Below are 22,506 nucleotides of genomic sequence, written 5' to 3'. Positions count from 1 at the left end.
ATAATCAAAGATGTTAAAAATCAAGAATGCATTTTTAGCGTCTTTGGTATATGGGATAAAACAAGCGTAGGAAAATTGGAAAAATTAGATTTTCCTACTCAAAAAAATATTATTTTTGATTTTGCAAATTTAGATTTTATAGATACTGCCGGAATTAGGTATTTTCTAGCTTTAGAAAATGAATTTAAGCAAAAAGGTTTTGAGCTTAGTAGGATAAATCTTAAAAGTGAGCATGCTAAGCTTTTTGAACTTTGTCAAAAACACTACAAAAGCTTTTGTGATTCTTATGAAGATAAAAAAACAATCAAAGATTTTTTTGAAAATTTAGGAAAGAAAGTTGCAAATTCTTTTACAATTTTAGTGCAGTTTTTAAATTTCATAGGACTTATTATTTATACTTGTTTTAAAACACTTTTAAACCCTAAAAAACTTCGCTTTAAGGCATTTTTATATCATGTAGAAAATAGTGCTATTAATGCTTTACCTATTATTATGCTAACTTCATTGCTTGTGGGTGTGGTGCTTGCTTATCAAGCTGCGTATCAACTTGCACAATTTGGAGCTAATATTTATATTGTTGATTTAATGGGAATTTCTGCCACTAGAGAGCTTGCACCATTAATTAGTGCTATTGTTATTGCAGGCAGGAGTGCAAGTTCTTATACAGCTCAAATTGGAGTAATGAAACTTACTGATGAAATTGATGCGATGAAAACTATGGGTTTTAAAGAAAGTGAATTTATCATTTTACCTAGAGTTTTGGCTTTAGCACTTGCTATGCCTTTAGTGGTAATAGTAGCTGATATTTTAAGTATTATAGGTGGAATTGTAGTTGCTTGGTTTAGTTTAGAAATTAGTGCGAGTGAGTTTATGAGTCGTTTTAAAGAAGCAGTGGAGTTAAAACATATTATCATAGGACTTATAAAAGCACCTATTTTTGGATTTTTGATTGCTTCTATTGCTTGTTTTAGAGGATTTTTTGTACAAAAAACTACCGAAAGCATAGGTGTTTATACGACAAAAAGTGTGGTAAATGCTATTTTTTGGGTAATAGCTTTTGATGCGATTTTCTCTGTATTTTTGACAAAGGCTGGATTTTGATTATAAAGGCTAAAAATATCAGCACTTATTTTGGAAGTAAATGTGTGCATGAAGATATTAGTTTTGAAGTGCAAGATAATGAAATTTTTGGCATTTTAGGTGGTAGTGGTAGTGGTAAATCTGTGCTTTTAAGACAAATGTTAATGCTTGAGCATTTTGATAAGGGAGAGTATGAAATTTTAGGTAAGAGATTAAAAAATATAAGCGATGAAGATGCTTTGTTTTTGCAAAAACAATGGGGTGTTGTTTTTCAATATGGAGCATTATTTAGCTTTTTTAATATACTTGAAAACATTAGCATACCTTTGGTTGAATACACAAAACTTAGTAAAAACGACATTAAAGAAATAGCTATGATGAAGCTTAAAATGGTAGGGCTTGATGAGAGCGTGGCAAAGCTTTATCCTAGTGAGTTAAGTGGGGGTATGAAAAAAAGAGTGGCCATAGCTAGAGCTTTGGCACTTGATTCTAAATTACTTTTTTTAGATGAGCCAACTTCTGGGCTTGATCCTTATAGCTCAAGAGAATTTGATGAGTTACTTTTGAGTTTAAAACAAAGCTTTAAATTATGTGTAGTCTTAATTACTCATGATAAAGAGAGTATGAAAAATGTTTTAAACCGCTTTTTGATTATAGAAGAAAAAAAAGTTGGTTTTTTGGGAAATGTCGAGGCTTTGCAAGAGCAAAATCCAAGACTTTATGAGAGGTTTATGCGATAATGGAAAACAAAGCAAATTATATTTTGATTGGAATTTTTGTTTGTGTGTTATTTTTTATCAGTTTGTTTTTTATAGTGTGGTATGGAAATTTAAAAGATGAAAAATCATTTAAATATTATGAAATTTATATGGAAGAATCAGTTGCAGGACTTAGTGTAAAAGCTCCAGTTAAATTTTTAGGAGTAGATGTTGGAAGTGTTGAAAATATCAGTATAGATAGCTCAAGTAAGCAACTAAGAGTAAAAATTTTAGTTAAGCTTGATTCTAGTTTGGTTGTTAAAACAGATACTTATGCAAGTTTGCAAATTCAAGGCATAACAGGATTTAAATTTATTCAGCTTGCAGGAGGTAGTGAGGAAGCTAGTGTTTTGAGAGCAGGTGATGATGTTTATCCTATTATAAAATCAAAAGAAAGTTTTTTTGCAAGCATAGATAAGCAAACTTCAAATTTATTAGAACTAATCACAAGTTCAAAAATAAAATTAGAAAAACTCTTAAGTGATAAAAATTTAAAAAACATAGAGCAAATTTTGCAAAATTCATCAGAATTTTCTGCACATTTAAATGCTAATGTACCAGCATTCTTAGCAAATTTAAATAAAACAAGCTCTAAACTTGGCAAAAGTGCAGATGAATTTTCAAATTTTTTAAACAATGCTAATGGCCAACTTAATGAGCTTAATAAAAGTAGAATGCTCTTAAATGAAAATTTGGATATTTTAAGAGTTTTGTTTTTAGATTTTACGCAATTACTAAATATTTTAAAGCAAAATCCTTCAGATATAATTTATAAAGATAAGGCTACTCAATATGCTCCAGGAGAATAAAATGAGATATTTATATATTAGTTTAATAGCTATTTTTTTTAGTGCTTGCTCTTTGATTAATCCAAGTCAAACTTTGCCTGCAAATAAATATTTTAGTATTAATTTAGAAAAGCTAGAGCAAAGTCAAAATAAAAAAAATGCAACTATTATAGTTTCCTTACCTAAAGGTTTAGCTTATACTAATGAAATTTTTTATAAAAAAGATTATACTATCAATACCTATGCCTATCATTTTTGGAAAGAAAATCCTACTTTAATGATAAAATCTTTTTTGGAATTTCATTTGCAAGATTTGGGGGTATTTAAAGCAGTTTTAAATCAAGATAGTCTAGCTAGTGCTGATTATGTTTTAGAAAGTAAAGTGGATATTTTAGAGCAAGATTTTAGTGATGAGTTGCATTCTAAAATAAAGTTTGGTATTAATTTAAATTTAGTGCAAATAAACACTAAAAAACTTATAGCGAGTAAGTACTTTTACTATGAAAAAGAATTAAATGATAATAATCCTCAAATTTTAATCCAAAACTATGATGAGGTTTTTTTGCTTTTTGCTAAAGATTTTAGAGTTTGGGTAGATCAAAATTTGGAATAAAAAATGCTTTTCTTGTTATAGCAATAACAAGGAAGGTGTATTATGAGAGATGAATTAGAAATCTTACAAAAATATTTAGGACAAGTAGGTTCAAGTATAGATGGTGCAAATTTAAAACATCAAACGCAAAAATTTAGTGAAGATATTACTGATGCTAATGACTTTATAGGTGCTTTGCAAATTTTAGATTCCTCATTGAAAAAAATTTCAAAACTTCTAGAAGATAAAAACTATGAAGATGTGCAAGATAAAGTTTTAATTGCTAGTGAAAGTTTGAAAATAGTAGATAATTGCTCATTTTTAGGTAATGCTTTATTTGATAATAATTATAATGTAAATGTTGGTTCAAAGGCATTTGCTTTTGAAATTTATAATCCTTTAAAAATTTTAGAAACTAGTGATTATGAAGGTATGAAAGCTTATATAGTCGATAAAAGAGAAGAAATAGCTTCTATGCTCAGTGAGCTTGCAGTGGCTATTGCTACTTATAGTCCTAGTCAAAGTTTTGGCGGATCAAGCCATGATTTTATGGGTGATTTTGATTTTACTAAGCTTTTTAAATAACACTAAAGGCTAAAAAGCCTTTAGATTTTTATTTTATAACACCACATGCCATTCTAGCACCGCCACCGCCAAGTGCTGCAGGATGATCGCTGTGATTGTCTCCTCCAAAATGTATCATTAGAGCATGATTTTTAAGCTCATCAAGAGTTTTGATTTTTGGTGCTAATACAGGGTTAGTTGCTTTACCATCTTTTTCTACATAAAGTGGTGGTAAATCCCCTTTGTGACCTTTATCATCCCATGGGCTTGAGTGAGCATCTGTTTTTTCAGGATCCCAGTGTCCACCCGCTTTCATACCTAAACCTTTATCAGTTGCTCCACAATCAGCATTTGCATGAACATGAAAGCCATGAATTCCACTTTCTAAACCTTTAAGATTTGGATAAAATGCTACCCCATAAGGAGTTTGTACTGCTACAACTTCGCCTGCATCTTTATTAGCTTTTTTATCAAGAATTTCCATTTTGATAACTAAATGATCTTTTTGTGCTTTTGGATTAAAATTTTCTAAATTTGCTCCAAATAAAAAGCTTGATGCTAGTAAAGAACCTAGAATGATTTTTTTCATTTTTTCTCCTTTTTTAATTGAAATTAATTATATTGTAACATAAATTCTTAATAAAAAATATTTTTTATTGTATTATATAAATAATCAAAAAACTTATAAAAAGGTATATATGTTAATTTTTCCAAAAGATCTTGAAAAAATCAGTCAAAATGTTTTGAAAAATACTTTTTTTTCTTTATGTTGGTATCAAAAAGATTTTTCAAATGATAAAAATCAAGAAGTTGTATTTAAAGATTATGCTTTAGTATTTATTTTAAAAGGTTCTAAAAGTATTTATACTATGGATAATCAGTTTAATGTAAAAAAAGATGAGCTTGTGTTTTTTACAAAAAATTCTTTTTCCATTAGAGATTATTTAAATGATGAAAATATATATGAATCTATTATTTTGTGTTTTAAGGAAAGTATTTTAATAGAACTTATTTTTAAATATCAAGAATTAATTTGTAAATTAGATTCTCCAAAATATGCTAAAAGTTTATTTAGTTTAAAAACTAATCTGATAACTAAAGGTATTTTCGAGTCTTTCTTACCTTGTATAAATGAATTTAATGAGAAAAATGAATATCTGCTTAGATTAAAATTTGAAGAATTATTTTTGTCTTTATTATATAGTGAAGATAATGCAGAGTTTTTAGCTTTTTTAAAAGCCATTTTAAGTGGTTTTAAATTAGAGCTTTATAAGATGTTTGCATATTGTCAAAATGACTTTGAAAGTGTAGCTTCTATGGCCAAATTTAGTAAAATGGATATAGCAAGTTTTAGTCGTAATTTTAAACAAAGTTTTGGTATTACTCCTAAAGAATGGCTTGATAACAAGCGTTTTGAAAGAGCTAAATTTTTACTTGAATTTTCTACAAAAAATATCACTCAAATTTGTTATGAACTTGGATTTAATTCTCCTGCTTGGTTTATAGCAAGATATAAAAAAAGATATGGCATTACCCCAAAACAAGAACAAAAGTCAAAAAACTTATATTTTTTATCTTAAAAATGATAGATTTTATTTTGGTTTTTTATTAGAATTTGTTAATAAAATTTAAGAAAGGTAACAATTATGAAAAAAAGTATTTTAACTTTGGCCTTATTTGCATTTTGCAGTGCAAATGCTTTAGAGGTTCAAGAATTTAAAGGTTTTGCACATCCTGAAAGTGTATATGTAGATAAAAATGCAGTTTATGTATCTAATGTAGGAAAAGAGCTAACTCCATTAAATAAAGACAATGATGGTTTTATTTCAAAATTAGATAAAGATGGAAAAATTTTGGAATTAGAATTTATAAAAGGTCTTAATGCTCCAAAAGGTATGTCTAAAATAGGTGATGTTTTATATGTGGTTGATATTGATATTTTATATGGCTTTGATATAAAAAATAAAAAAGAAATTTTCAAACTTCCTATAAAAAATGCGGTATTTTTAAATGATATTGCTGTGTTAAATAATGACACATTATTAGTTAGTGACACAGGTACAGGATATATCCACAAAGTATTTTTAAAGGATAAAAAATATGAAAACTTTATCCATTTAGATTCAAAATATGGTGGCCCAAATGGATTGTTAATAGATAAAAATACTTTATTTGTAGCAGGTTATGATCCAAGTGATAAAGCGGGTGGGAAAATCATTAGTATTGATTTAAATTCAAAGAAAATTCAAGAATTAAGCAAAAAAATAGAACAATTTGATGGCATTGTATATGATAAAAATAAAAATCTTTTAGTGTCAAGTTGGGGTAAAAATCTTCAAGGATATATTTATACTCTAAAAGATAATAAAGAAATAAAACTTGATTTGGCTTCTATAAAAGGTCCTGCAGATATGTTTTTTGATGGTGAGTATTTATGGGTGCCAAAAATGGCAGAAAATACTTTAATTAAAGTAAAAATATAAAAACTTTTAAGCCTTTGGGCTTAAAAGTCAAATAATTCCCCAAGCCAACTTTCTTTTTTCTTGTATTTATAGCCGTTATTATGATGGTAGTTTGCTTGTTGGTTATAATTTTGTTGTTGAGGTTGTTGCGTACTTTGAGAAGAATTTCTTTCTATGATTTTATCAAGCTCACCACGATCAAGCCAAACACCACGGCATTTTGGACAATAATCAATTTCAACTCCATTTCTTTCGCTCATCAATAAGTCAGTATTTACACAAACTGGACAAGTCATTGTATTCCTTTTTTTGAAAATTTTTGAAAGTATATAAGTTTTAAGTAAATTAAGGGTTTAAATTCCAATCAATAAGACTTTTACCAAGTTTTGATAAAATTTCATTACTTTTTGAAAAATGCTTGCAACCTAAAAAAGCATTTCTCGCTAAAGGCGAAGGATGTGCTGCTTCTAGGATAAAGTGTTTTTGAGGGTTGATTAAATTTTTTTTATTTTTAGCATAATTTCCCCAAAGTAAAAATATCAATCCTTCTTTTTCATTGCTAAGTTTTGATATAACCGCATCGGTAAATTTTTGCCAACCAAAATATGCATGTGAGGCAGGTTTATTTGCTTCTACACTTAAAATAGAATTTAAAAGTAAAATTCCTTGTTTAGCCCATTTACTTAAATCACCATGTTTTGCTATAGGAATGTTTAAATCATCTTGCAATTCTTTATAGATATTAAGCAAAGATGGGGGAATTTTAACACCCATTGGCACGCTAAAGCTCAAACCCATGGCTTGATGAGGGTTGTGGTAAGGATCTTGTCCTAAAAGTATGATTTTTAAATCTTGTAAAGGGGTTAGATTAAAAGCATTAAAGATTAAATTCGCGGGTGGATATATAGTTTTTCTTTCATTTAAAGCATTGATATAATGAGTTTTTATTTCTAAAAAATAAGGCTTTAAAAACTCTTCTTTTAAAAATTCTTTCCAAGCGTTATCTATTTTAATTTTTTCTAAGCAAATTTCCATTTTTATCCCTACCAAGAAAGTATAAATTCACTTCCTTTATCTTTTTTACTCAAAACTTTTATGTTGATATTGTTTTTATCGGCTATTTGTTTGACTAAATTTAAGCCTATGCCAAAACCACCTTGGTCTTGATTAAAGCGTTTGTAGCGTGTAAAAATTTGAGTAATTTCTTTAGCGCTCATACCTTGACCTTCATCTTTAATACTAAGTGTTTTTTCTTTTAAACAAATAAAGATTTTTTTATTAGTATTGGTGTATTTTATGGCATTGCTTAAAAGATTGTCAAGTAAAATTTGCATTTCTTCTTTATTTGCATAGAAATTTTGCTCTAAAAGCTCTTTTTCAATGATGAGATTTTTTTGAGAGATTAAAGTGTCAAAATATTCTAATCTTTGTTCTAAAAGCTCTTTTAAATTTATATCTTCTTTTGTATTTTCTTTTTGTAAGAAAAAATTTAAGGCTATGAGGTTTTGATAGATATGATTTAAATTTTTACTTGCTAGTTTGATATGATTTAGTTTTTTAGTGTTATTTGGATTTAAATTTGTATCATCAAATTTTTTAATACTAGCTAAAATCACGCTCAAAGGTGTGTTAATTTCATGCGTGGTATCTTTAATAAAATCATTGAGTGTTTTAAATTGTTCTTTGATATTTTTAAAAACAAGCAAGATGAGTATATAAGCAATTATAGCAAGTAGTAAAATACATATAAGTGTATAAAAAATAGTTTTTAATTTTAGTTTCCAAAGTTCATTAGCATAATCGTTAATATCTAAATTATTGTAATTATCTTTGCGGTATTGTTCTTTTTTAAAGCCAAGATCTTCTGTTTCTATAATGATATGGATATTTTTATGTCTCAAAAAATGAGAATGGTGTTTTGGCTTTCTTAAATTACTCGTATCTATATAAGTATTAAGATTTCTAATCCTTGAAAAATCTATGAATAATCTTTTGTTTTCGTTGTAAATAAAGTTGTTTTCTTTAAGCTGTGTTAATATTTTTAAAGCATCAAAAGTTAAATTACTAAAAATGATTTGATTGTTTGCAACAATAGCAAATTGAGTATTTATTTTTTTAGAAATATAAGAAAAATCATCTTCGTTTAATAAATTTTTATCGTGTCTTGCTTCGATGATATTTTGTAAAATATAATTATAGTGAGTGTATGAGTGTGTGATTTGATTTAGTCGTATATAATTTGCTTCTTTTTGATAAAAAGTAATAAAAAAAATCGTTAAAAATACGCCACTTGTGATGATATAAAGGGCTAGGATTTTAAAAATGGTATTATTAAAGTTTTCACTTTTCATTTTCTAGCCTAATGGCATAGCCTATATTTCTTTGATTGATGATAAGGTCTTTACCAAGAATTTTTCTTAAATTTTTGATATACACTCTAAGGCTCATAATCACAGGCTCTTCATCTAAACTCCAAATTTCGTCAAAAATAGTTTCTATATTTACAAAATGAGGGCGTTTTTTTAAAAGTAAAGCTAGGAGTTCTTTTTCTTTATTAGTTAGGTTGATAATTTCTTCATTTTGATAAAGGGTTTTATTGATGGGATCAAAAGAAATATTTTTTGAAGAGCTAAGTAAGATTAAGTCTTCCTTTTGATGACTAAAATTTCTTTTAATGATATTTTTTACACGGATAATTAACTCATCAACATCAAAAGGCTTTTTAATATAATCATCACAACCTGATAAAAATCCTTGTTTTACATCATCAAGCATGGATAAAGAAGTTAAAAATATAGCAGGAGTGTTTTTAGCACTTTCTCTTAATTCCTTTAATACTTCAAAACCATTGCCTTTTGGAACTTTAACATCAAAAATCCAAAGATCAAAATTTTCTTCATAAGCTTTTTCTAGTGCCTCTTGTGCATCATATACACAAGAGACTTTAAAACCTTCATCGCTTAAGGCTTCATTGATGATTTCATTTAAACTTAAATCATCTTCTAAGAGTAGAATTTTTGCTGCCATTTTATCTCATTGAGCAATTTCCATGATTTGCACTATGCCCTTGATGATTCATTTTATGGGCTTTGTGTTCATTTTTGTTATAATGATGTAAATTTAAATCTCGTATTTCTTTGCCACTCATTTCATCGGTTAGTTTTTGCATATCTTCTTGAACGATAGCCTTTCTTTGACTTCTTTCTTGAGGAGAAAGTTTAGAGATGTTTTCGCGTAAGTTACTTTTAAATTGTTGATGAAAAACTTTTGCGTCTTTGTATTTCATCTCATTCATTCTCTTTTTCATTTCTATAATTAAGTCAGCTTGATCTTGTGCTTTTACGCTTTTTGCAAGATTTAAAATTTCATCATTGCTTTTTTTGGAAAAATCAGCACTAAATGCCAAAGAGGCTGCTAAAGAACCCATAATAAATAAACCTATAATTTTTTTCATTTTTTCTCCTTTAAATTAATGATGAGAAATTATAAAAACCCAAGATAAAGCCAAAATAAAATTTATTGACAAACAAAAAGCACATTAGCTTTTAAGCTTTGCTTTTCATTTTTAATAACAGGAAGCACTACACTATCTGCACTAGCTGCTAAACTTGGAGAATTGTATTTGATATTACAACTATCAAAATGAACATTTTTTACTATGCAAGTTTTTGTTAAAGTTTTAGAATAATATTGAGCTTTTTCAAAAGCTTTTTTAAGCGCAAGATCGTATAAATCTTCTTTGTTTGCTTCTAAGGTTGCTTCGTCAAATCCTGCTTGCAAGGCTTTAGTATTAAAAGAAATTAAAGTATTAGTATTGCTGATATTTTCTATATCTTTTATAAGATTTTCATAGTCTTTATTTTTATTTTGTGAGATTTGACAAGTGAAATTAGAATACAATCTATACCCATTAAGTGTTTTTACTCCTTGATAATAATTATAACTTGGCTCTAAAGTATAACTTCCACCTTTACAATAGTCTTCTTTGGTAATACGATCTGAAATTTCTTTGAAAGTTTTAGTAATATGATTTTTTTCATCACTAGAGATGATAGTTTTTTTACTAAGTTCTTCGCTCGCACTAAAATTTAAAACAGCATTAAAAACATTTGGTATGATTTCATTTGATACTTCTATATTTCTTGAAAATTCTACATTTTGTTTATTATGATTTTTTAAACCTAAAAATTCAGTATTAAAAACTACTCCTAGTACAAACAATACCAAACAAAGTAATCCTAATCCTAAACCTTTTAAAAAACTTTTCATTTTTACTCCTTTTTAAAAATATTTTTTTAATTTTAACATAAAGCTTTTAAGAATAGATTGTATAATTTTTAAAAACAAAGAAAGTTTTAATGCGAAAAATTCATGAAAGTATTTTAAAATGGTATAACGAGAATGGTAGAAAAAACCTTCCTTGGCGTATTTTGCATAAAGAATATAGAAAATATGGTAGCGAGGATGATTTAAAAAAGCTAAAAAATATTGATAATGCTTATGCTGTTTATATTAGCGAGATTATGTTACAACAAACTCAAGTAAAGAGTGTTTTGCAAAATTATTATTTTCAGTTTTTAGCTAAATTTCCTTCTTTAAAAGCACTTTCTATGGCAAGTGAAGATGAGGTTTTAAAAGCTTGGCAAGGACTTGGGTATTATACTAGAGCTAGGAATATACATAAATGTGCAAAAATTTGTGTGCAAGAATTTAATGCAAAATTACCATTTGACATTAAAGAGCTTCAAAAACTTCCTGGTATTGGAGAATATACAGCTGGTGCTATAGCTTGTTTTGGTTTTTTACAAGCTAAAGCTTTTGTGGATGCAAATATTAAAAGAGTTTTGAGTAGATTTTATAGTTTGCAAAATCCAAACTCTAAACTTTTAACGCAAAAAGCAAAAGAGTTTTTAAACTATGATAATGCATTTGATCATAATCAAGCTTTGTTGGATATAGGGGCTTTGATTTGTTTACCTAAAAATGCAAAATGCAAGCTTTGCCCCATAGAGAGTTTTTGTAGTGGAAAAAATGAATATGAAAAATTTCATGTATCTAAAAAAACTCAATATGAAAATATTATTTTAAATATACTCATAGTGCAAAAAAATGAGCAGTTTTTGCTTATCAAAAGCAAAGAAAAGCTATATTTTAATATGTATAATTTTTTAGAATACAATAAAGAAAAAAATGCAAAATTTATAGGTGAATTTAAACACTCTTACACCAAATATAAAATTAATGCCAAGGTGTATTTTTTAAAAGATGATGATTTTGAAGATTTAAAAGCAAAAGCATTTTCTTATAAAGAATTAGAATATCTTGCACTTTCAAAACTTGCTCTAAAAGCGTTTGAGCTTTTTAAAAAGAGTGATTATGCATTTTGAGAAAATTTATATAGAATTAAGTGATATTTGTGGATTAAAATGTGATTTTTGTCCTAGCCAAAAAGCGCAAAGAAAACAAATGAGCCTTGAAAATTTTGAAAAAATTTGCAAAAGTGTGCATAGTCATGCCAAGCTTTTTACTTTTCATGTGCTTGGAGATCCTTTAAGGGTTTTAAATTTAAAAGAGTATCTAAAAATAGCTTTTAAATTTAATATGCAAATAGAACTTACTACAAGTGGGTTTTATTTTGATGATGAGAAAATAAAACTTGTTTTAGATTCTAAAAACATACGACAAATCAATATTTCTTTGGGTGCTTTTTTATCTCAAAGTAGAATGAGTTTAAAAGAATACTTTGAGCCTGTTTTAAAACTTATTTTTTTGCACTTGGAAAATAAAAACAATTCTTTTATCAATTTAAGACTTTGGAATTTAGATAAAAATTTCAACCCACCTTTAGAAAATGAGAAAATTTATGATTTTTTAGAGCAAAATTTTAAAGTAAAAATTCAAAAGCAAAAAGCTAAAAATCGCCTAGAAAGGCATGTTATATTACACCAAGCTAGGCTTTTTAAATGGCCTTCTTTGAAAGATGAGGTTATTAGGGAGAATGGGTGTTGTCATGCTTTAAATGGACAAATTGCTATTTTAAGCGATGGAACTTTAGTGCCTTGTTGTTTGGATACTAAAGGGGATATAAAACTTGGAAATTGTTTTGAAAAAGATTTTAGCGAGCTTTTAAATTCGTCTTTATATATAGAATTAAAAGAAGGCTTCAAGCAAGGAATTCTAAAAGCTGATCTTTGCAAAAGGTGTGAGTTTTTGCAATTTAAAAACTGATTTTCCTTGCTCGGACAATTATGATTTCAGGAAATTCTTCATCTAAAAAAGGTTCTTCAAAAAATCCATCTATGATAAAACCATTTTTAAAACAAGTGTTGAAAATTTCTTCTAAAGAACGGTGATAGTAGTGATGTTTTACAGGTTGTTTTTCAAATGCATGCCCAAGATAATTATGCGGACTAAGATATTTTTTAGTTAATGTTACAAAACAAGGATGTTGAGTAGCAAAAACAAAAATTCCATTTTCTTTTAGTAGAGAATAAAGACTTTTAAATAAGGGCTGGATATTTTCCATATCCATGATAGCCATATTTGAAACAGCTTTGCTAAAGGTGTGTTTTTTAGCTAAATTTTGCAAAGTTAATTTATCAGTAGCATCTATAGTTTGAAAATGAATTTTATGTAGAAAATTTTTCCATCTTTGTTTTGCTAATTTTATCATTTGATCACTATAATCAAAAGCATAAACATTTATGTTGTATTTTTTGCACATATAAGCGGAAAAATTTCCATTTCCACAAGCAATATCTAGAATATAATCATCATCTTGTATGTTTAGCAATTCTTCAACTTTAGGACGCACAACTTTTTTATGAAATTCATTAGAATCATCTCCCATTTGTACATCCCAAAATTTTGCATTAATATCCCATGCTTTTTGCATTTTAAAAACCTAAATTAACTCCACCTTCATTGTTGATTTGATAGTTTGCATCCAAACCATGTTCTATTTCTTCTTCTTTGTCATTGTCTTTAGAATGTTTAAAAATATCTTCGGTAATTTTTGTAGCTATACCTCTAAGGGCTTTTTGTTTGCTTGATTTGCTTGTAGAACTCATTTTAAATTCTAAGGTATTGGAAGCTTTGATTTGAGTTGTAGCAAATTCTATCAAACGATAATCAATGTTAATATTATAAGTTTGAGTGTTAATTTCATTTTGTGTTTGTGTTATTTTAGGGTTTAAAATAAGTAAAAAATCAGCCCCTAAAACATTATAAAGCTTAACAAGTTCATCATCGCTTGCATTTTTTATAAGTAAAGATTTTTCTTGATTATAAAGATCAAGATTTGCTCTATCTAAAATTCTAAATTTTTTACTTTGGAGCAAAACGCTTAAAAGCTCTTGTTCAAATTTAGCCGAAAGTTCATCTTTAACTTTATTGATGATAATTAGCGAACTTTTATCTTCAAGATTTTTTTCACTATAAAGTTTTTTGTAAATCACAACTTTTGCATGGAATTCATTTTGATTTGTTTGGGTTAAAGATTTAATATCATAGCTATTAAAAACTCCATTGCTAACTAAGTCTATTTCTTCATCATAACCTATATTGAAATTTCCATTAAAGCTAAATTCGAATTTTTTAAGCTTAACTTGTTTTAAGCCCTCCATTTTCCCAAGAGCTTCATTGATGGCATTCTTTATTGCTTCACTTCTTGTATTTCCAAAACCCTCACCATAACTTTCTTTGTTTAAAGCGCTTTGTGCTTGACAAAAATAAACAAGAGCGAAAAAAAGAATTAGTAGTTTTTTTACCATGTTACACTCTTGCTTTTACCTGTTTTATCAATAGTTTTTTCATCTTCCCAAAAAGCTAAACCGCTAGTTAAATCTGTAAGAATTAAATGGAAAAAATATTCAGTTTGGATTTTGCCATTATAAAGTTTAACGGTATCTTGTCTGATTTTACCAGAAAGTGAGAAATTTGGGGCCAAAAGTGTGCCTTTTTTAGCTATGGAATTTTGATTAAATTCTTCATTGTCTCTTAAATCTCTTACATCATGAGATAAACTATCTTTTGCTCCACCTGCTGCTACAGCGGTTGTTAGTATAAATTTACCAGATTTTCTTAATGCTATGGTAATTTTCGAAGTGAGTTTATCTGTGTCTATTCTTTGCGGGGTGTCATTGATGATTTTTCCTATGGCAATAACTTTTCTATTAGAGCTATTTAAATTTGCAAAAGCAGGATCACTAAGCAAGCTTTGTATCATATCTTCAGCAGTTTTTTCAAAATCTTCTCTATCAAGTCCTAAAGTAAGTGCGTTTCCTTGAACTTTTTGCGAAGCTTTACCATCGGTGTATTTTGGTTGTGAAGAACAAGCGCTGAAAATCAAAAGCGCAAAAACCATAAAAAATAAACTTTTTTTCATTTTATCTCCTTATTTTTCTTTAATTTTGTAAATAATATTTGAATTTGGCACAAAAGATCTTATAAGCACAATATAATTTTTATCTTTTTCCAACTCATCTTCAAAGATTATTTTTTCTTTATCATTATAAATTTTAACTAAACCTTCATTTTTTAGCATTAAAATACTAGCACTTTTTGGTAAAGCTTGCCACATTCTAAGATCTGCTTTATTGATTAAAGCAGTGCTAACAGTGCTAATAAATGATAAAAAGCCACTAGAATCATTATTAGCTATGGCTAAATTAATTGAAGTTTTAAGAGCGCTTGAGGCTAGGGTTTTCATCACCATAGAGGGTAAAAGAGTTTTAAATTCACTTGCTATAATATCATCAAAATAAATTAAATTTTGTGTTTTTTCATCTTGACTTTGCAAGAATTTATAAGAAGCATTTCTTGATTTTAAATAAGCAAAAGCTACACTAATATTTGCAAGATTATCATTAAAAACAAATGGCAGGGTAAGATCAAATTCTTCTTTTGTAGCACTAAAACCATCTTCATAAATGATAAAAATATATTTTTGTTGAGGGAAGGATGTTTTTAAATGAGTGAATTTTTCAAATACTTGAAATTGTTTTTGAAGTTGTTTGTTTTTTACATCGCTTAATGCTACTTCTTTTAAAAGATCATAAGCTTTAATATAATCTTTATCAAAAAAGAAAAATAAAGCACTAAGATAACTAGCATAGATATTAGTATAATTTTTATTTGCGTTAAATGCGCTAAGAAGATTATCATATTGTTTATAGATAGGGCTTAAATTTTGCTGAAAACTCGCATATGTTTTTTTATCTTTTTGAAGCTCTTTTTGGTATTCTTCTTGAGCTTTTTGTATATAATCATAAAAATATTCTTTCATTCTATCTTGTCTGTATAAAGCTCTATTAAACTCTACTCTTGCATTTTTAAAATCTCCCAAGCTCATATAATTTAAACCTTTGTAGGTATTTAGCATAATCCTTTCGTAAAAATAACCTTGATAATCATTGATGGTGTCATTAAGTAAAATTTCGCTAAAATTTCTTGTGGCTTTCTGAAGCCCGTTTTGTAAATCTATATCATATTTGTAAGCCTCTTCTGCTTTATCAAAAAAAGCATTACTTTTTTCATAATCTTTACAAACTCTTGCTAAAGAGGCTAAATTTAACCCTGTGTATATAGTGTCTTTGTCTGCATTTTTTAAAGTTAAAGTATTTTCATCACATTGTTTGTTTACAAAGGCTTTTTCATAAGATAAATTAACATTAGCATGATTTGAACAAGCACTTAAAAAAAGTAAAATAAAAAGATAAAAACAAGAGTAAAAAAGCTTCATAAAATCCCTTTTTAGTATAAATTTAAAAAAATAAGTTATAATTTTCATTTTTAGAGAGGTGTCCGAGTGGTCGAAGGAGCACGCCTGGAACGCGTGTGTGGGGTAACTCACCGAGGGTTCGAATCCCTTCCTCTCTGCCACTATGCACTTTTATTATACTGACTTCCTATGTAATCTTGTGATGAATTTTGTGTGTATGATTTTATGGCTTTAGAATTTGGATTTGCTTTTTTATCGTTTTCGTCTTTATTTTTATCGTTTTGAGCTTTTGATTCTTCTGCTTTTATTTTAGCTTGCTCGGTGCGCGCATCATTTTGCATTTGCATAGCATTAGCTGCTACTTTATAATCTTGAGGGCTAGGATCAGCTGGTGCCATAGCTGCAGCAATTACTTGCATAGCATTGGCTATAGTTTCTTCAGGAGTATTGCCTTTTTGCATTCTTATAGGCACTTCTCCTTCAACTGCATACATTTTATTATCAGGACCTCTTGTATAGCCAAAACTTGCAGCTCCTGCTAAGGCTCCACCTGCTGCTTGGTGGGCTGCTTCATGAGCCCTTACTTCTCTGTCGATTTTTTCAAGCTCTCGTACCTGTTTTACTTCTTCACTACTTAAGTCTTTACCATTAACTTTTTGAGTTTTTTCATCTTTTTCTTGATCGTTTTTATTTTCTTTTGTTTGCTGTGGGTTTTCTTTTTCAGAAATATTTTCTTTTGTTTGTTCTTTGTCTTTGTTTTGATAAGGATTTTGCGTATAAAAGGCACCGCCATAACTTGAGCTAATTTGCATTAAAATCCTTTTTAAATATAATTTCATATTTTTAGCACAAAAAAGTTAAAAAATATATAAAATTTATAAAATAAGTATTTTATAAAATGTTAAGCAAAATAAAGTATAATTTTAACTTCTTTTTATGTCAGGGTAGCTCAGCTGGCTAGAGCGCTGGTCTCATAAGCCGGAGGTCGGGAGTTCAAGTCTCCCCCTTGACACCACTTAAAATATCTTTTTAATATTATATTTATTTTTTATATTTTCTAAATTAGCTTTCAAGAATGCTTATAAGTATAGTTTTTTGATTATATTTAATTTATTGTAATGTCCTTATTTTACAAGGACATTAAAAATTTAGTGACCTAGAATATGGATCGGGTCTGTGTAGCCGTACACTAGAGTTTCTTTTCTAGATTTATCATATTGATAGTGCAAAGTAAAAGTAGCATTTAAAATCTTCAATAATCATATTGATTAAGTTCTTCTTGAGTGCCAAGTAGCATTAATATATCGTTTAAATAAGCGGTATTTTCTAGATTTGGCATAATGCTCCAAGTATCATGTTGTTTGTGTGCAATGACTTTTAAATTTTGTCCAATAGATTGCAAAGTTTTCCCCGCTAAATTCTCATCGATTAAAAGTTTTGCTACCTTTATGGTGTTGGCTGAAAGATCTATGATTTCAAAATTTGGATTAGTGATAAGAATTTTAGCCAAACGCTTTGCAGATTCTTTTTCAGGATAGATGACTTTATTAACTCCAAGTTTTGAAAGAATTTGTCCATGTGTAGAAGAATTTGCTTTAGCTATGATATTTTTTACCCCTATTTCTTTTAAGGCCATGAAGGTAAGTATGCTTGATTCTAGATTTTCACCTATACTAAGTATGACAACATCAGCATTTGAATAGCCCGCTTCTTTCAAAGCTATAGTGTGAGTAGAATCTAAGATATAAGCAAAATCTGCATGATCTTGCAACTCTTTAACAGCTTCTTCATCAATATCTGAAACAATAACTCTTTTGCCTTGGTCAATAAGTTCTTTTGCTAAAACAGAGCCAAATCTTCCAAGTCCTATAATACCATAAGTTTCTTTTTTCATAGTATGATTTTTCCTTTTGGATAATTTAAATATTTTTCTTTTTCTTTAAAAAATATACTAAATAAAAACGCAAGCACACCCACTCTACCGCTAAGCATTAGTAAAATAACAATAAGTTTGCTTTCGGAGCTAAAAAGCGCACTAAGTGATAAGGTCCCACCATCGCCAACTGAAACACCTACTGTGGCAAATGCTGAACTTGTTTCAAAAAGCAAAGGTAAAAAACTTTTATCATCTTCAATCAAAGATAAAAGTAACACACAGGTAATAATATAAACAATTGAACTTACTGCTATAATGAAAGCTTTATTAATAGTTTCGCTTGGAATTTCAAAGTTAAAAATTCTTGCATTACTATCTTTAATACTCCAATATGCATAAATTAATAATACCGCAATAGTAGTTACTTTAATGCCCCCTGCAGTTCCACCTGGTGCACCACCTACAATCATAAACAAAGATCCAAAAAATAAGCTTGCATCCTTAAAGGTGCTAAGATCAAGAGTATTAAATCCTGCAGTTCGGTAATTTACCGCTGTAAAATATGCACTCATAATTTTATCAAAAAGAGAAAATTCTCCTATGCTTTTTGGGTTATGATATTCAAATAAAAACACAATCAAACTTGCAAAAATGATTAGTATAATAGTGGAGATTAAAACAAGCTTTGTATGCAGACTTAGACTAGCAAAGCGTTTTTTTGAAAAAAAGTATAATTCTAGCAATACAAAATAGCCCAAACCGCCAATAATAATCAAAGAGGTAATGATAAAGTTAATCCAAAAATCATCCCTATAAGGCATTAAACCACTTTCAAATATGCTAAAACCTGCATTATTAAAAGCAGAAATGGAGTGAAAAATACTAGCCCATAGAGCATCAGTTAAATTCATATCTAATTTAAATCTTAAAAATAATAAAACAGCACCAACAATTTCAATAGCAAATACAAAAAATAAAACCTTTTTCAAAAATCCTACAAGCCCATCAGCACCAGGATAAATTAAGGATTCTCTTAAAAGATTTTTTTCTCCAAAACTCATCTTTTTTCGTACTAAAATATATAAAGCCATGGCTATACTCATATAGCCTAAACCACCTATTTGGATAAGTAGTAAAATAACAAGCTGTCCATAAAAACTAAAATCTAATGAAGTATTTAGCACAATGAGTCCTGTCATACTTACAGCTGAAGCACTAGTAAAAAATGCATCTAAAAAAGATATTGGTTTAGTGTGCATAATGGGTAGCATAAGGATGAAAGTGCCAAAAAGAGCTATAAGTATATAACCTATAAATAAGATTCTTATATTATTTCTATCTAAAGATAATTTTGCCATTTTATTTCTTTAAAAATTAAAAAAATATTCTACTTAAAATTAGTTAATAAGTAAAAGAAGAAAACTTTCCGCTAAAAGCGGAAAGCAAGAGCATTAAAGCATTCCTACTGCTAAAAATCCTAATGAAACAGCAATAGCAATAGCTAATACACCCGGGATAAAGAATGCGTGATTAAATATGAATTTTCCAATTCTTGTTGTACCTGTATCATCCATTTGAACTGCACCCAATAAAGTAGGATAGGTTGGAAGTACAAAAAGTGCTGAAACAGCAGCAAAACAAGCAACTAGCATATAAGAATCTGCAGGATTTGTAGCTGAAATTCCTAATGCAGCAACGATAACTGGAACAATAGCTTTTGCAGTAGCTGCTTGAGAGTATAAAAGCATACTAGCAAAGAAGAAAGCAACTGCAAGCATAGCAGGAGTTTGTTTAACCCATTCACCCGCTACTTCTTTAATACCTGCTTCATGGCCTGCAACGAAAGTATTTCCAAGCCAAGCAACACCAAATACACATACACAAGCTGTCATACCTGATTTAAATACACTTGTATCTAAAATTTTTGCAGGTTCAACTTTACATAAGAATGTAATTAAAGTTGCAGCAGTTAATAAAAAGCTCATAATTGCAGCATCTCTTGGGATAACTACAGGATCAATCCATTTAATATTATTAGAAATTGCAGTAGCATAAAGAACAACTGCTAATACCGTAAATAAAAATATAGCAACTGAAAGTTTTGCACCCGGTTTATCTTCACTATGTAAAACATCTGAAGCACTTTTTACAAGACCAGCTTTTAAGCGTTCTTGATATACAGGGTCTTTGCTAAGATCCATTGGAGTAATTAAACTTACAATAAAAGCTGTAATCATACAAGCAGCAAAAGTAGTTACAATCCAAATTCCAATTAATGCAGGATAGTTCCAGCCAAGTGGCTCTAATACACCAGTCATATAAACAACAGCAGCACTAACTGGAGAAGCTGTAATACCAATTTGTGAAGCAACAACCATTAATGAAAGTGGAGCTGATGGCTTAATATTTTGAGATTTTGCAACATCAATAACAACAGGCATTAATGAAAATACTGCATTACCAGTACCTGCTAAAATAGTAAGTAACCAACCGCAAGCTGGTGCAAGATAATTAATGAATTTTGGGTGTTTACGCAAAATTCTTTCAGTAACTTTTACCATGTAGTCTAAGCCACCTGCTTGTTGCATTGCAGAAATCGCAGCAATAGCAGCAGCGATGATTAAAATAACATCCCAAGGAATATTACCTGGCTTCATGCCTAAAACAAGACCTAAAATAACAACACCCAAACCTCCGGCATAGCCTATTGCTATGCCGCCAAGGCGGATACCTATGAATATTGCCCCAAGGAAGACAACAAGTTGTAAAATAATCATAATATCCATGATTAAACTCCTAAGTTATTAAGCTTTTCTTTTTTCTGTCATATGAGGATTTAACATATTTTCTGGTGTTAAAATCTCATCAATTTTTTCTTTTGGTAAATAGCCTTTTTCAAGACAAATATCACCTACCGCTTTTCCAGTTTCTAGAGCTTCTTTTGCAATACTTGCAGATTTTTCATAACCTAAAATAGGATTAAATGCAGTCACGATTCCGATTGAATTTAATACAAGTTTTTTGCAGTTTTCAGGATTTGCTTTTAATCCTTTAATAGCTTTTTCAGCTAAAGTTTTCATTGCATTTTCAAGCAATACGATCGAGTTAAATAACCCATAAGCAATGCCTGGCTCAAAAGCATTAAGCTCAAATTCACCTCTTTCAGAGCAAAGCATAATAGTAACATCATTACCTATAACTTCATAGCAAGCTTCCCCAACTGCTTCACAAATTACAGGGTTTACTTTACCTGGCATAATAGAACTACCCGGTTGCATAGCAGGCAAACTAATTTCAGCTAGACCGCATCTTGGACCTGAATTCATCAACCTTAAATCATTTGCGATTTTAGATAATCTTACAGCTGCAGTTTTTAATGCGCCACTTACATGTACAAAATCAGCTGTATCTTGAGTAGCTGCAATGAAGTCTTCAGCAGGTTTAAAATCAACACCAGTGATTTCTTTTAATTTTTTCTCAACCACAAATTTATAATCAGGGTGGCAATTAATTCCTGTTCCAATAGCTGTAGCACCTAAATTTAAATAGCTCATTGACTCACGAGCTGCTGTGATCTTTTCAATATCACTTTTAATATAGCTAGCAAAAGCATTGAAAGTGTTTCCTAAGGTTGTAGGAACCGCATCTTCAAGTTCTGTTCTACCCATTTTGATGATATCTTTGTATTCTTTAGCTTTAGCTTCTAATTCAGCTTTTAAGCCTTCCATAGCTTTTAAAAGATCACTAAGTTTTGCATAGGTTGCTACTTTGATTGAGCTTGGATAGGTATCGTTTGTAGATTGACCTAAATTTGTATGATCATTTGGGTGAAGGTATTGATATTCCCCTTTTTTATGACCCATACTTTCAAGAGCAATATTTGTGATAACTTCGTTAGTGTTCATATTTGTGCTAGTACCAGCACCACCTTGGATCATATCCACAACAAATTGATCTAAAAATTCACCAGCAATCAATCTATCGCAAGCTTTAGCAATAGCATCAGCTTTATCTGCATCAAGAACTCCAACTTCTTTGTTAGCTAGAGCAGCTGCTTTTTTAACTTGAGCAAAAGCTTTTACAAAATAAGGATAATCTTGTAGTCTTCTACCACTCATATTGAAGTTTTCTAGTGCTCTAAAAGTTTGCACTCCATAATAAACTTCATCAGAAATTTCTAACTCACCAATAAAGTCGTGTTCTTTTCTTGTTCCCATGATGTACTCCTTGTGGGTTTTATTTAAGTTTCATTTATGAACTTAATAGGTATTATATAACAATTTTTTATAAAAGTTTCATAAAATTTTCCAATTTTTTCTAATTTTAATAAAAATATATAAAATAATATAAAGTATTGATATTCATTTTCTAAATAGTGGATATTTTATGAATAATTTTATTTATAATGATATTAATTATATTTATTTTTTGTATATTTTTTTGAAGTATTTGTTGAAGTTATGATTGTAATGGGTATCATTTTTTAGATAATTTGATTATAAGCTATCATCTTAACACTTAAAATCTTATATCACTCAAACTAAACCCATTAAGGGTTTAGTTTAATTATTTAAAACTTTTTCTTCCTAGCATCTTCTAAGATATCATTAGCTATCTTATTAACATTATCAGAAATTACAGCACTATCTTTTGCTATTTTTAAAT

General features: G+C 28.9%; 25 protein-coding genes and 2 tRNA genes. 11 read left to right on the top strand and 16 right to left on the bottom strand.

Features of this window, described 5'->3' with window-relative positions; genetic code table 11:
• Genes L8X33_RS03505 through L8X33_RS03485 form a run of 5 tightly spaced genes read left to right on the top strand, consistent with a single transcriptional unit; the run spans position 1 to position 3,803 of the window.
• The gene (locus tag L8X33_RS03505) at positions 1-1,101 is read left to right on the top strand and encodes an MlaE family lipid ABC transporter permease subunit (protein ID WP_393921358.1); all 1,101 of its coding nucleotides are present in this window, start codon (positions 1-3) and stop codon (positions 1,099-1,101) included.
• Entirely contained in the window at positions 1,098-1,820 is a 723-nt protein-coding gene (locus tag L8X33_RS03500) for an ABC transporter ATP-binding protein (RefSeq protein ID WP_263661850.1), read from the top strand. Before L8X33_RS03505 ends, L8X33_RS03500 begins: the two co-directional genes overlap by 4 nt.
• Complete coding sequence (locus L8X33_RS03495) at positions 1,820-2,647, top strand: MlaD family protein (protein ID WP_133319166.1); 828 nt, start codon at positions 1,820-1,822, stop codon at positions 2,645-2,647. The genes L8X33_RS03500 and L8X33_RS03495 overlap by 1 nt, the downstream gene beginning before the upstream one ends.
• 1 nt (position 2,648) lies before the next feature.
• The gene (locus L8X33_RS03490; protein ID WP_263662669.1) at positions 2,649-3,239 is read left to right on the top strand and encodes a hypothetical protein; all 591 of its coding nucleotides are present in this window, start codon (positions 2,649-2,651) and stop codon (positions 3,237-3,239) included.
• Positions 3,240-3,281: 42 nt separating this feature from the next.
• Entirely contained in the window at positions 3,282-3,803 is a 522-nt protein-coding gene (locus L8X33_RS03485; RefSeq protein WP_263669974.1) for a flagellar FLiS export co-chaperone, read from the top strand.
• Between the two features lie 28 nt (positions 3,804-3,831).
• Here L8X33_RS03485 and L8X33_RS03480 read toward each other — a convergent pair whose 3' ends face one another.
• Positions 3,832-4,371 (bottom strand): superoxide dismutase family protein, encoded by a 540-nt coding sequence (locus L8X33_RS03480; protein WP_133319169.1) that lies wholly within the window; start codon positions 4,369-4,371, stop codon positions 3,832-3,834.
• Between the two features lie 109 nt (positions 4,372-4,480).
• Here L8X33_RS03480 and L8X33_RS03475 point away from each other — a divergent pair, with 109 nt between their 5' ends.
• Both L8X33_RS03475 and L8X33_RS03470 read left to right on the top strand, forming a co-directional pair.
• Positions 4,481-5,362: a helix-turn-helix domain-containing protein gene (locus L8X33_RS03475; protein WP_133319170.1), complete on the top strand. Its 882-nt coding sequence runs from the start codon at positions 4,481-4,483 to the stop codon at positions 5,360-5,362.
• A gap of 66 nt (positions 5,363-5,428) precedes the next feature.
• Complete coding sequence (locus L8X33_RS03470) at positions 5,429-6,265, top strand: ATP-binding protein (RefSeq protein ID WP_133319171.1); 837 nt, start codon at positions 5,429-5,431, stop codon at positions 6,263-6,265.
• Between the two features lie 20 nt (positions 6,266-6,285).
• On the opposite strand, the gene L8X33_RS03465 is transcribed toward L8X33_RS03470, so the two are convergent.
• The 6 genes from L8X33_RS03465 to L8X33_RS03440 all read right to left on the bottom strand — a co-directional run bounded on the left by L8X33_RS03465 (position 6,286) and on the right by L8X33_RS03440 (position 10,513).
• Positions 6,286-6,540, bottom strand: coding sequence for a zf-TFIIB domain-containing protein (locus L8X33_RS03465; protein WP_133319172.1), 255 nt, complete (start codon positions 6,538-6,540; stop codon positions 6,286-6,288).
• 49 nt (positions 6,541-6,589) lie between these two features.
• The gene (gene ung / locus L8X33_RS03460) at positions 6,590-7,279 is read right to left on the bottom strand and encodes a uracil-DNA glycosylase (protein ID WP_263669973.1); all 690 of its coding nucleotides are present in this window, start codon (positions 7,277-7,279) and stop codon (positions 6,590-6,592) included.
• An 8-nt stretch (positions 7,280-7,287) separates the two neighbouring features.
• Complete coding sequence (locus L8X33_RS03455) at positions 7,288-8,595, bottom strand: sensor histidine kinase (RefSeq protein WP_263665365.1); 1,308 nt, start codon at positions 8,593-8,595, stop codon at positions 7,288-7,290.
• Positions 8,585-9,271 (bottom strand): response regulator transcription factor, encoded by a 687-nt coding sequence (locus L8X33_RS03450; RefSeq protein WP_263661454.1) that lies wholly within the window; start codon positions 9,269-9,271, stop codon positions 8,585-8,587. Before L8X33_RS03450 ends, L8X33_RS03455 begins: the two co-directional genes overlap by 11 nt.
• Position 9,272: 1 nt before the next feature.
• A complete protein-coding gene (locus L8X33_RS03445; RefSeq protein ID WP_263661455.1) occupies positions 9,273-9,698 on the bottom strand; it encodes a DUF1104 domain-containing protein in 426 nt (141 codons plus the stop codon).
• Positions 9,699-9,760: 62 nt separating this feature from the next.
• Positions 9,761-10,513, bottom strand: coding sequence for an SIMPL domain-containing protein (locus L8X33_RS03440; RefSeq protein WP_263669972.1), 753 nt, complete (start codon positions 10,511-10,513; stop codon positions 9,761-9,763).
• 89 nt (positions 10,514-10,602) lie between these two features.
• On the opposite strand from L8X33_RS03440, the gene mutY reads away from it, so the two are divergent.
• Together mutY and L8X33_RS03430 are read left to right on the top strand one after the other, a co-directional pair.
• The gene (mutY, locus tag L8X33_RS03435) at positions 10,603-11,631 is read left to right on the top strand and encodes an A/G-specific adenine glycosylase (protein ID WP_263669971.1); all 1,029 of its coding nucleotides are present in this window, start codon (positions 10,603-10,605) and stop codon (positions 11,629-11,631) included.
• A complete protein-coding gene (locus L8X33_RS03430) occupies positions 11,621-12,472 on the top strand; it encodes a radical SAM/SPASM domain-containing protein (RefSeq protein WP_263669970.1) in 852 nt (283 codons plus the stop codon). Before mutY ends, L8X33_RS03430 begins: the two co-directional genes overlap by 11 nt.
• On the opposite strand, the gene L8X33_RS03425 is transcribed toward L8X33_RS03430, so the two are convergent.
• Genes L8X33_RS03425 through L8X33_RS03410 form a run of 4 tightly spaced genes read right to left on the bottom strand, consistent with a single transcriptional unit; the run spans position 12,462 to position 15,986 of the window.
• On the bottom strand, positions 12,462-13,139 hold the full coding sequence (locus L8X33_RS03425) for a class I SAM-dependent methyltransferase (RefSeq protein ID WP_263669969.1): 678 nt from the start codon (positions 13,137-13,139) through the stop codon (positions 12,462-12,464). The two genes, L8X33_RS03430 and L8X33_RS03425, sit on opposite strands and share 11 nt — an antisense overlap.
• 1 nt (position 13,140) lies before the next feature.
• Positions 13,141-14,016 (bottom strand): CsgG/HfaB family protein, encoded by an 876-nt coding sequence (locus L8X33_RS03420; protein WP_243705634.1) that lies wholly within the window; start codon positions 14,014-14,016, stop codon positions 13,141-13,143.
• A complete protein-coding gene (lpoB, locus tag L8X33_RS03415) occupies positions 14,010-14,630 on the bottom strand; it encodes a penicillin-binding protein activator LpoB (RefSeq protein ID WP_133319180.1) in 621 nt (206 codons plus the stop codon). Before lpoB ends, L8X33_RS03420 begins: the two co-directional genes overlap by 7 nt.
• A 9-nt stretch (positions 14,631-14,639) precedes the next feature.
• Entirely contained in the window at positions 14,640-15,986 is a 1,347-nt protein-coding gene (locus L8X33_RS03410; protein WP_263669967.1) for a hypothetical protein, read from the bottom strand.
• Positions 15,987-16,038: 52 nt separating this feature from the next.
• Between L8X33_RS03410 and L8X33_RS03405 the strand changes: the two genes are divergently transcribed.
• Positions 16,039-16,126, top strand: a tRNA-Ser gene (locus L8X33_RS03405).
• Here the strand turns inward: L8X33_RS03405 and L8X33_RS03400 are convergent.
• Positions 16,127-16,777: a putative metalloprotease CJM1_0395 family protein gene (locus L8X33_RS03400; protein ID WP_263669965.1), complete on the bottom strand. Its 651-nt coding sequence runs from the start codon at positions 16,775-16,777 to the stop codon at positions 16,127-16,129. It lies immediately after the preceding tRNA gene.
• 126 nt (positions 16,778-16,903) lie between these two features.
• Here L8X33_RS03400 and L8X33_RS03395 point away from each other — a divergent pair.
• A tRNA-Met gene (locus L8X33_RS03395) sits at positions 16,904-16,980 on the top strand.
• A gap of 237 nt (positions 16,981-17,217) precedes the next feature.
• Here the strand turns inward: L8X33_RS03395 and L8X33_RS03390 are convergent.
• The 4 genes from L8X33_RS03390 to L8X33_RS03375 all read right to left on the bottom strand — a co-directional run bounded on the left by L8X33_RS03390 (position 17,218) and on the right by L8X33_RS03375 (position 22,058).
• Positions 17,218-17,859 (bottom strand): potassium channel family protein, encoded by a 642-nt coding sequence (locus L8X33_RS03390; protein ID WP_133319183.1) that lies wholly within the window; start codon positions 17,857-17,859, stop codon positions 17,218-17,220.
• Entirely contained in the window at positions 17,856-19,199 is a 1,344-nt protein-coding gene (locus L8X33_RS03385) for a TrkH family potassium uptake protein (protein ID WP_133319184.1), read from the bottom strand. Before L8X33_RS03385 ends, L8X33_RS03390 begins: the two co-directional genes overlap by 4 nt.
• Before the next feature lie 93 nt (positions 19,200-19,292).
• The gene (locus L8X33_RS03380) at positions 19,293-20,627 is read right to left on the bottom strand and encodes an anaerobic C4-dicarboxylate transporter (RefSeq protein WP_133319185.1); all 1,335 of its coding nucleotides are present in this window, start codon (positions 20,625-20,627) and stop codon (positions 19,293-19,295) included.
• A gap of 18 nt (positions 20,628-20,645) precedes the next feature.
• The gene (locus tag L8X33_RS03375; RefSeq protein WP_220567042.1) at positions 20,646-22,058 is read right to left on the bottom strand and encodes an aspartate ammonia-lyase; all 1,413 of its coding nucleotides are present in this window, start codon (positions 22,056-22,058) and stop codon (positions 20,646-20,648) included.
• Positions 22,059-22,506: the final 448 nt, after the last annotated feature.

This window comes from Campylobacter sp. CNRCH_2014_2849, assembly GCF_025772845.1.
In the GTDB taxonomy this organism is placed as follows: Bacteria; Campylobacterota; Campylobacteria; order Campylobacterales; family Campylobacteraceae; genus Campylobacter_D; species Campylobacter_D lari_D.
Note: the sequence above shows the minus strand (reverse complement) of the source record. Positions and strands in the feature narration are given on the sequence as shown.

Excerpts from the sequence above, each read along its gene's own strand:
- L8X33_RS03495 (WP_133319166.1), top strand. The coding sequence starts at position 1,820 with ATGGAAAACAAAGCAAATTATATTTTGATTGGAATTTTTGTTTGTGTG.
- L8X33_RS03490 (WP_263662669.1), top strand. The coding sequence starts at position 2,649 with ATGAGATATTTATATATTAGTTTAATAGCTATTTTTTTTAGTGCTTGC.
- L8X33_RS03485 (WP_263669974.1), top strand. The coding sequence starts at position 3,282 with ATGAGAGATGAATTAGAAATCTTACAAAAATATTTAGGACAAGTAGGT.
- L8X33_RS03480 (WP_133319169.1), bottom strand. The coding sequence starts at position 4,371 with ATGAAAAAAATCATTCTAGGTTCTTTACTAGCATCAAGCTTTTTATTT.
- L8X33_RS03475 (WP_133319170.1), top strand. The coding sequence starts at position 4,481 with ATGTTAATTTTTCCAAAAGATCTTGAAAAAATCAGTCAAAATGTTTTG.
- L8X33_RS03470 (WP_133319171.1), top strand. The coding sequence starts at position 5,429 with ATGAAAAAAAGTATTTTAACTTTGGCCTTATTTGCATTTTGCAGTGCA.
- L8X33_RS03465 (WP_133319172.1), bottom strand. The coding sequence starts at position 6,540 with ATGACTTGTCCAGTTTGTGTAAATACTGACTTATTGATGAGCGAAAGA.
- ung (WP_263669973.1), bottom strand. The coding sequence starts at position 7,279 with ATGGAAATTTGCTTAGAAAAAATTAAAATAGATAACGCTTGGAAAGAA.
- L8X33_RS03455 (WP_263665365.1), bottom strand. The coding sequence starts at position 8,595 with ATGAAAAGTGAAAACTTTAATAATACCATTTTTAAAATCCTAGCCCTT.
- L8X33_RS03450 (WP_263661454.1), bottom strand. The coding sequence starts at position 9,271 with ATGGCAGCAAAAATTCTACTCTTAGAAGATGATTTAAGTTTAAATGAA.
- L8X33_RS03445 (WP_263661455.1), bottom strand. The coding sequence starts at position 9,698 with ATGAAAAAAATTATAGGTTTATTTATTATGGGTTCTTTAGCAGCCTCT.
- L8X33_RS03440 (WP_263669972.1), bottom strand. The coding sequence starts at position 10,513 with ATGAAAAGTTTTTTAAAAGGTTTAGGATTAGGATTACTTTGTTTGGTA.
- mutY (WP_263669971.1), top strand. The coding sequence starts at position 10,603 with ATGCGAAAAATTCATGAAAGTATTTTAAAATGGTATAACGAGAATGGT.
- L8X33_RS03430 (WP_263669970.1), top strand. The coding sequence starts at position 11,621 with ATGCATTTTGAGAAAATTTATATAGAATTAAGTGATATTTGTGGATTA.
- L8X33_RS03425 (WP_263669969.1), bottom strand. The coding sequence starts at position 13,139 with ATGCAAAAAGCATGGGATATTAATGCAAAATTTTGGGATGTACAAATG.
- L8X33_RS03420 (WP_243705634.1), bottom strand. The coding sequence starts at position 14,016 with ATGGTAAAAAAACTACTAATTCTTTTTTTCGCTCTTGTTTATTTTTGT.
- lpoB (WP_133319180.1), bottom strand. The coding sequence starts at position 14,630 with ATGAAAAAAAGTTTATTTTTTATGGTTTTTGCGCTTTTGATTTTCAGC.
- L8X33_RS03410 (WP_263669967.1), bottom strand. The coding sequence starts at position 15,986 with ATGAAGCTTTTTTACTCTTGTTTTTATCTTTTTATTTTACTTTTTTTA.
- L8X33_RS03400 (WP_263669965.1), bottom strand. The coding sequence starts at position 16,777 with ATGCAAATTAGCTCAAGTTATGGCGGTGCCTTTTATACGCAAAATCCT.
- L8X33_RS03390 (WP_133319183.1), bottom strand. The coding sequence starts at position 17,859 with ATGAAAAAAGAAACTTATGGTATTATAGGACTTGGAAGATTTGGCTCT.
- L8X33_RS03385 (WP_133319184.1), bottom strand. The coding sequence starts at position 19,199 with ATGGCAAAATTATCTTTAGATAGAAATAATATAAGAATCTTATTTATA.
- L8X33_RS03380 (WP_133319185.1), bottom strand. The coding sequence starts at position 20,627 with ATGGATATTATGATTATTTTACAACTTGTTGTCTTCCTTGGGGCAATA.
- L8X33_RS03375 (WP_220567042.1), bottom strand. The coding sequence starts at position 22,058 with ATGGGAACAAGAAAAGAACACGACTTTATTGGTGAGTTAGAAATTTCT.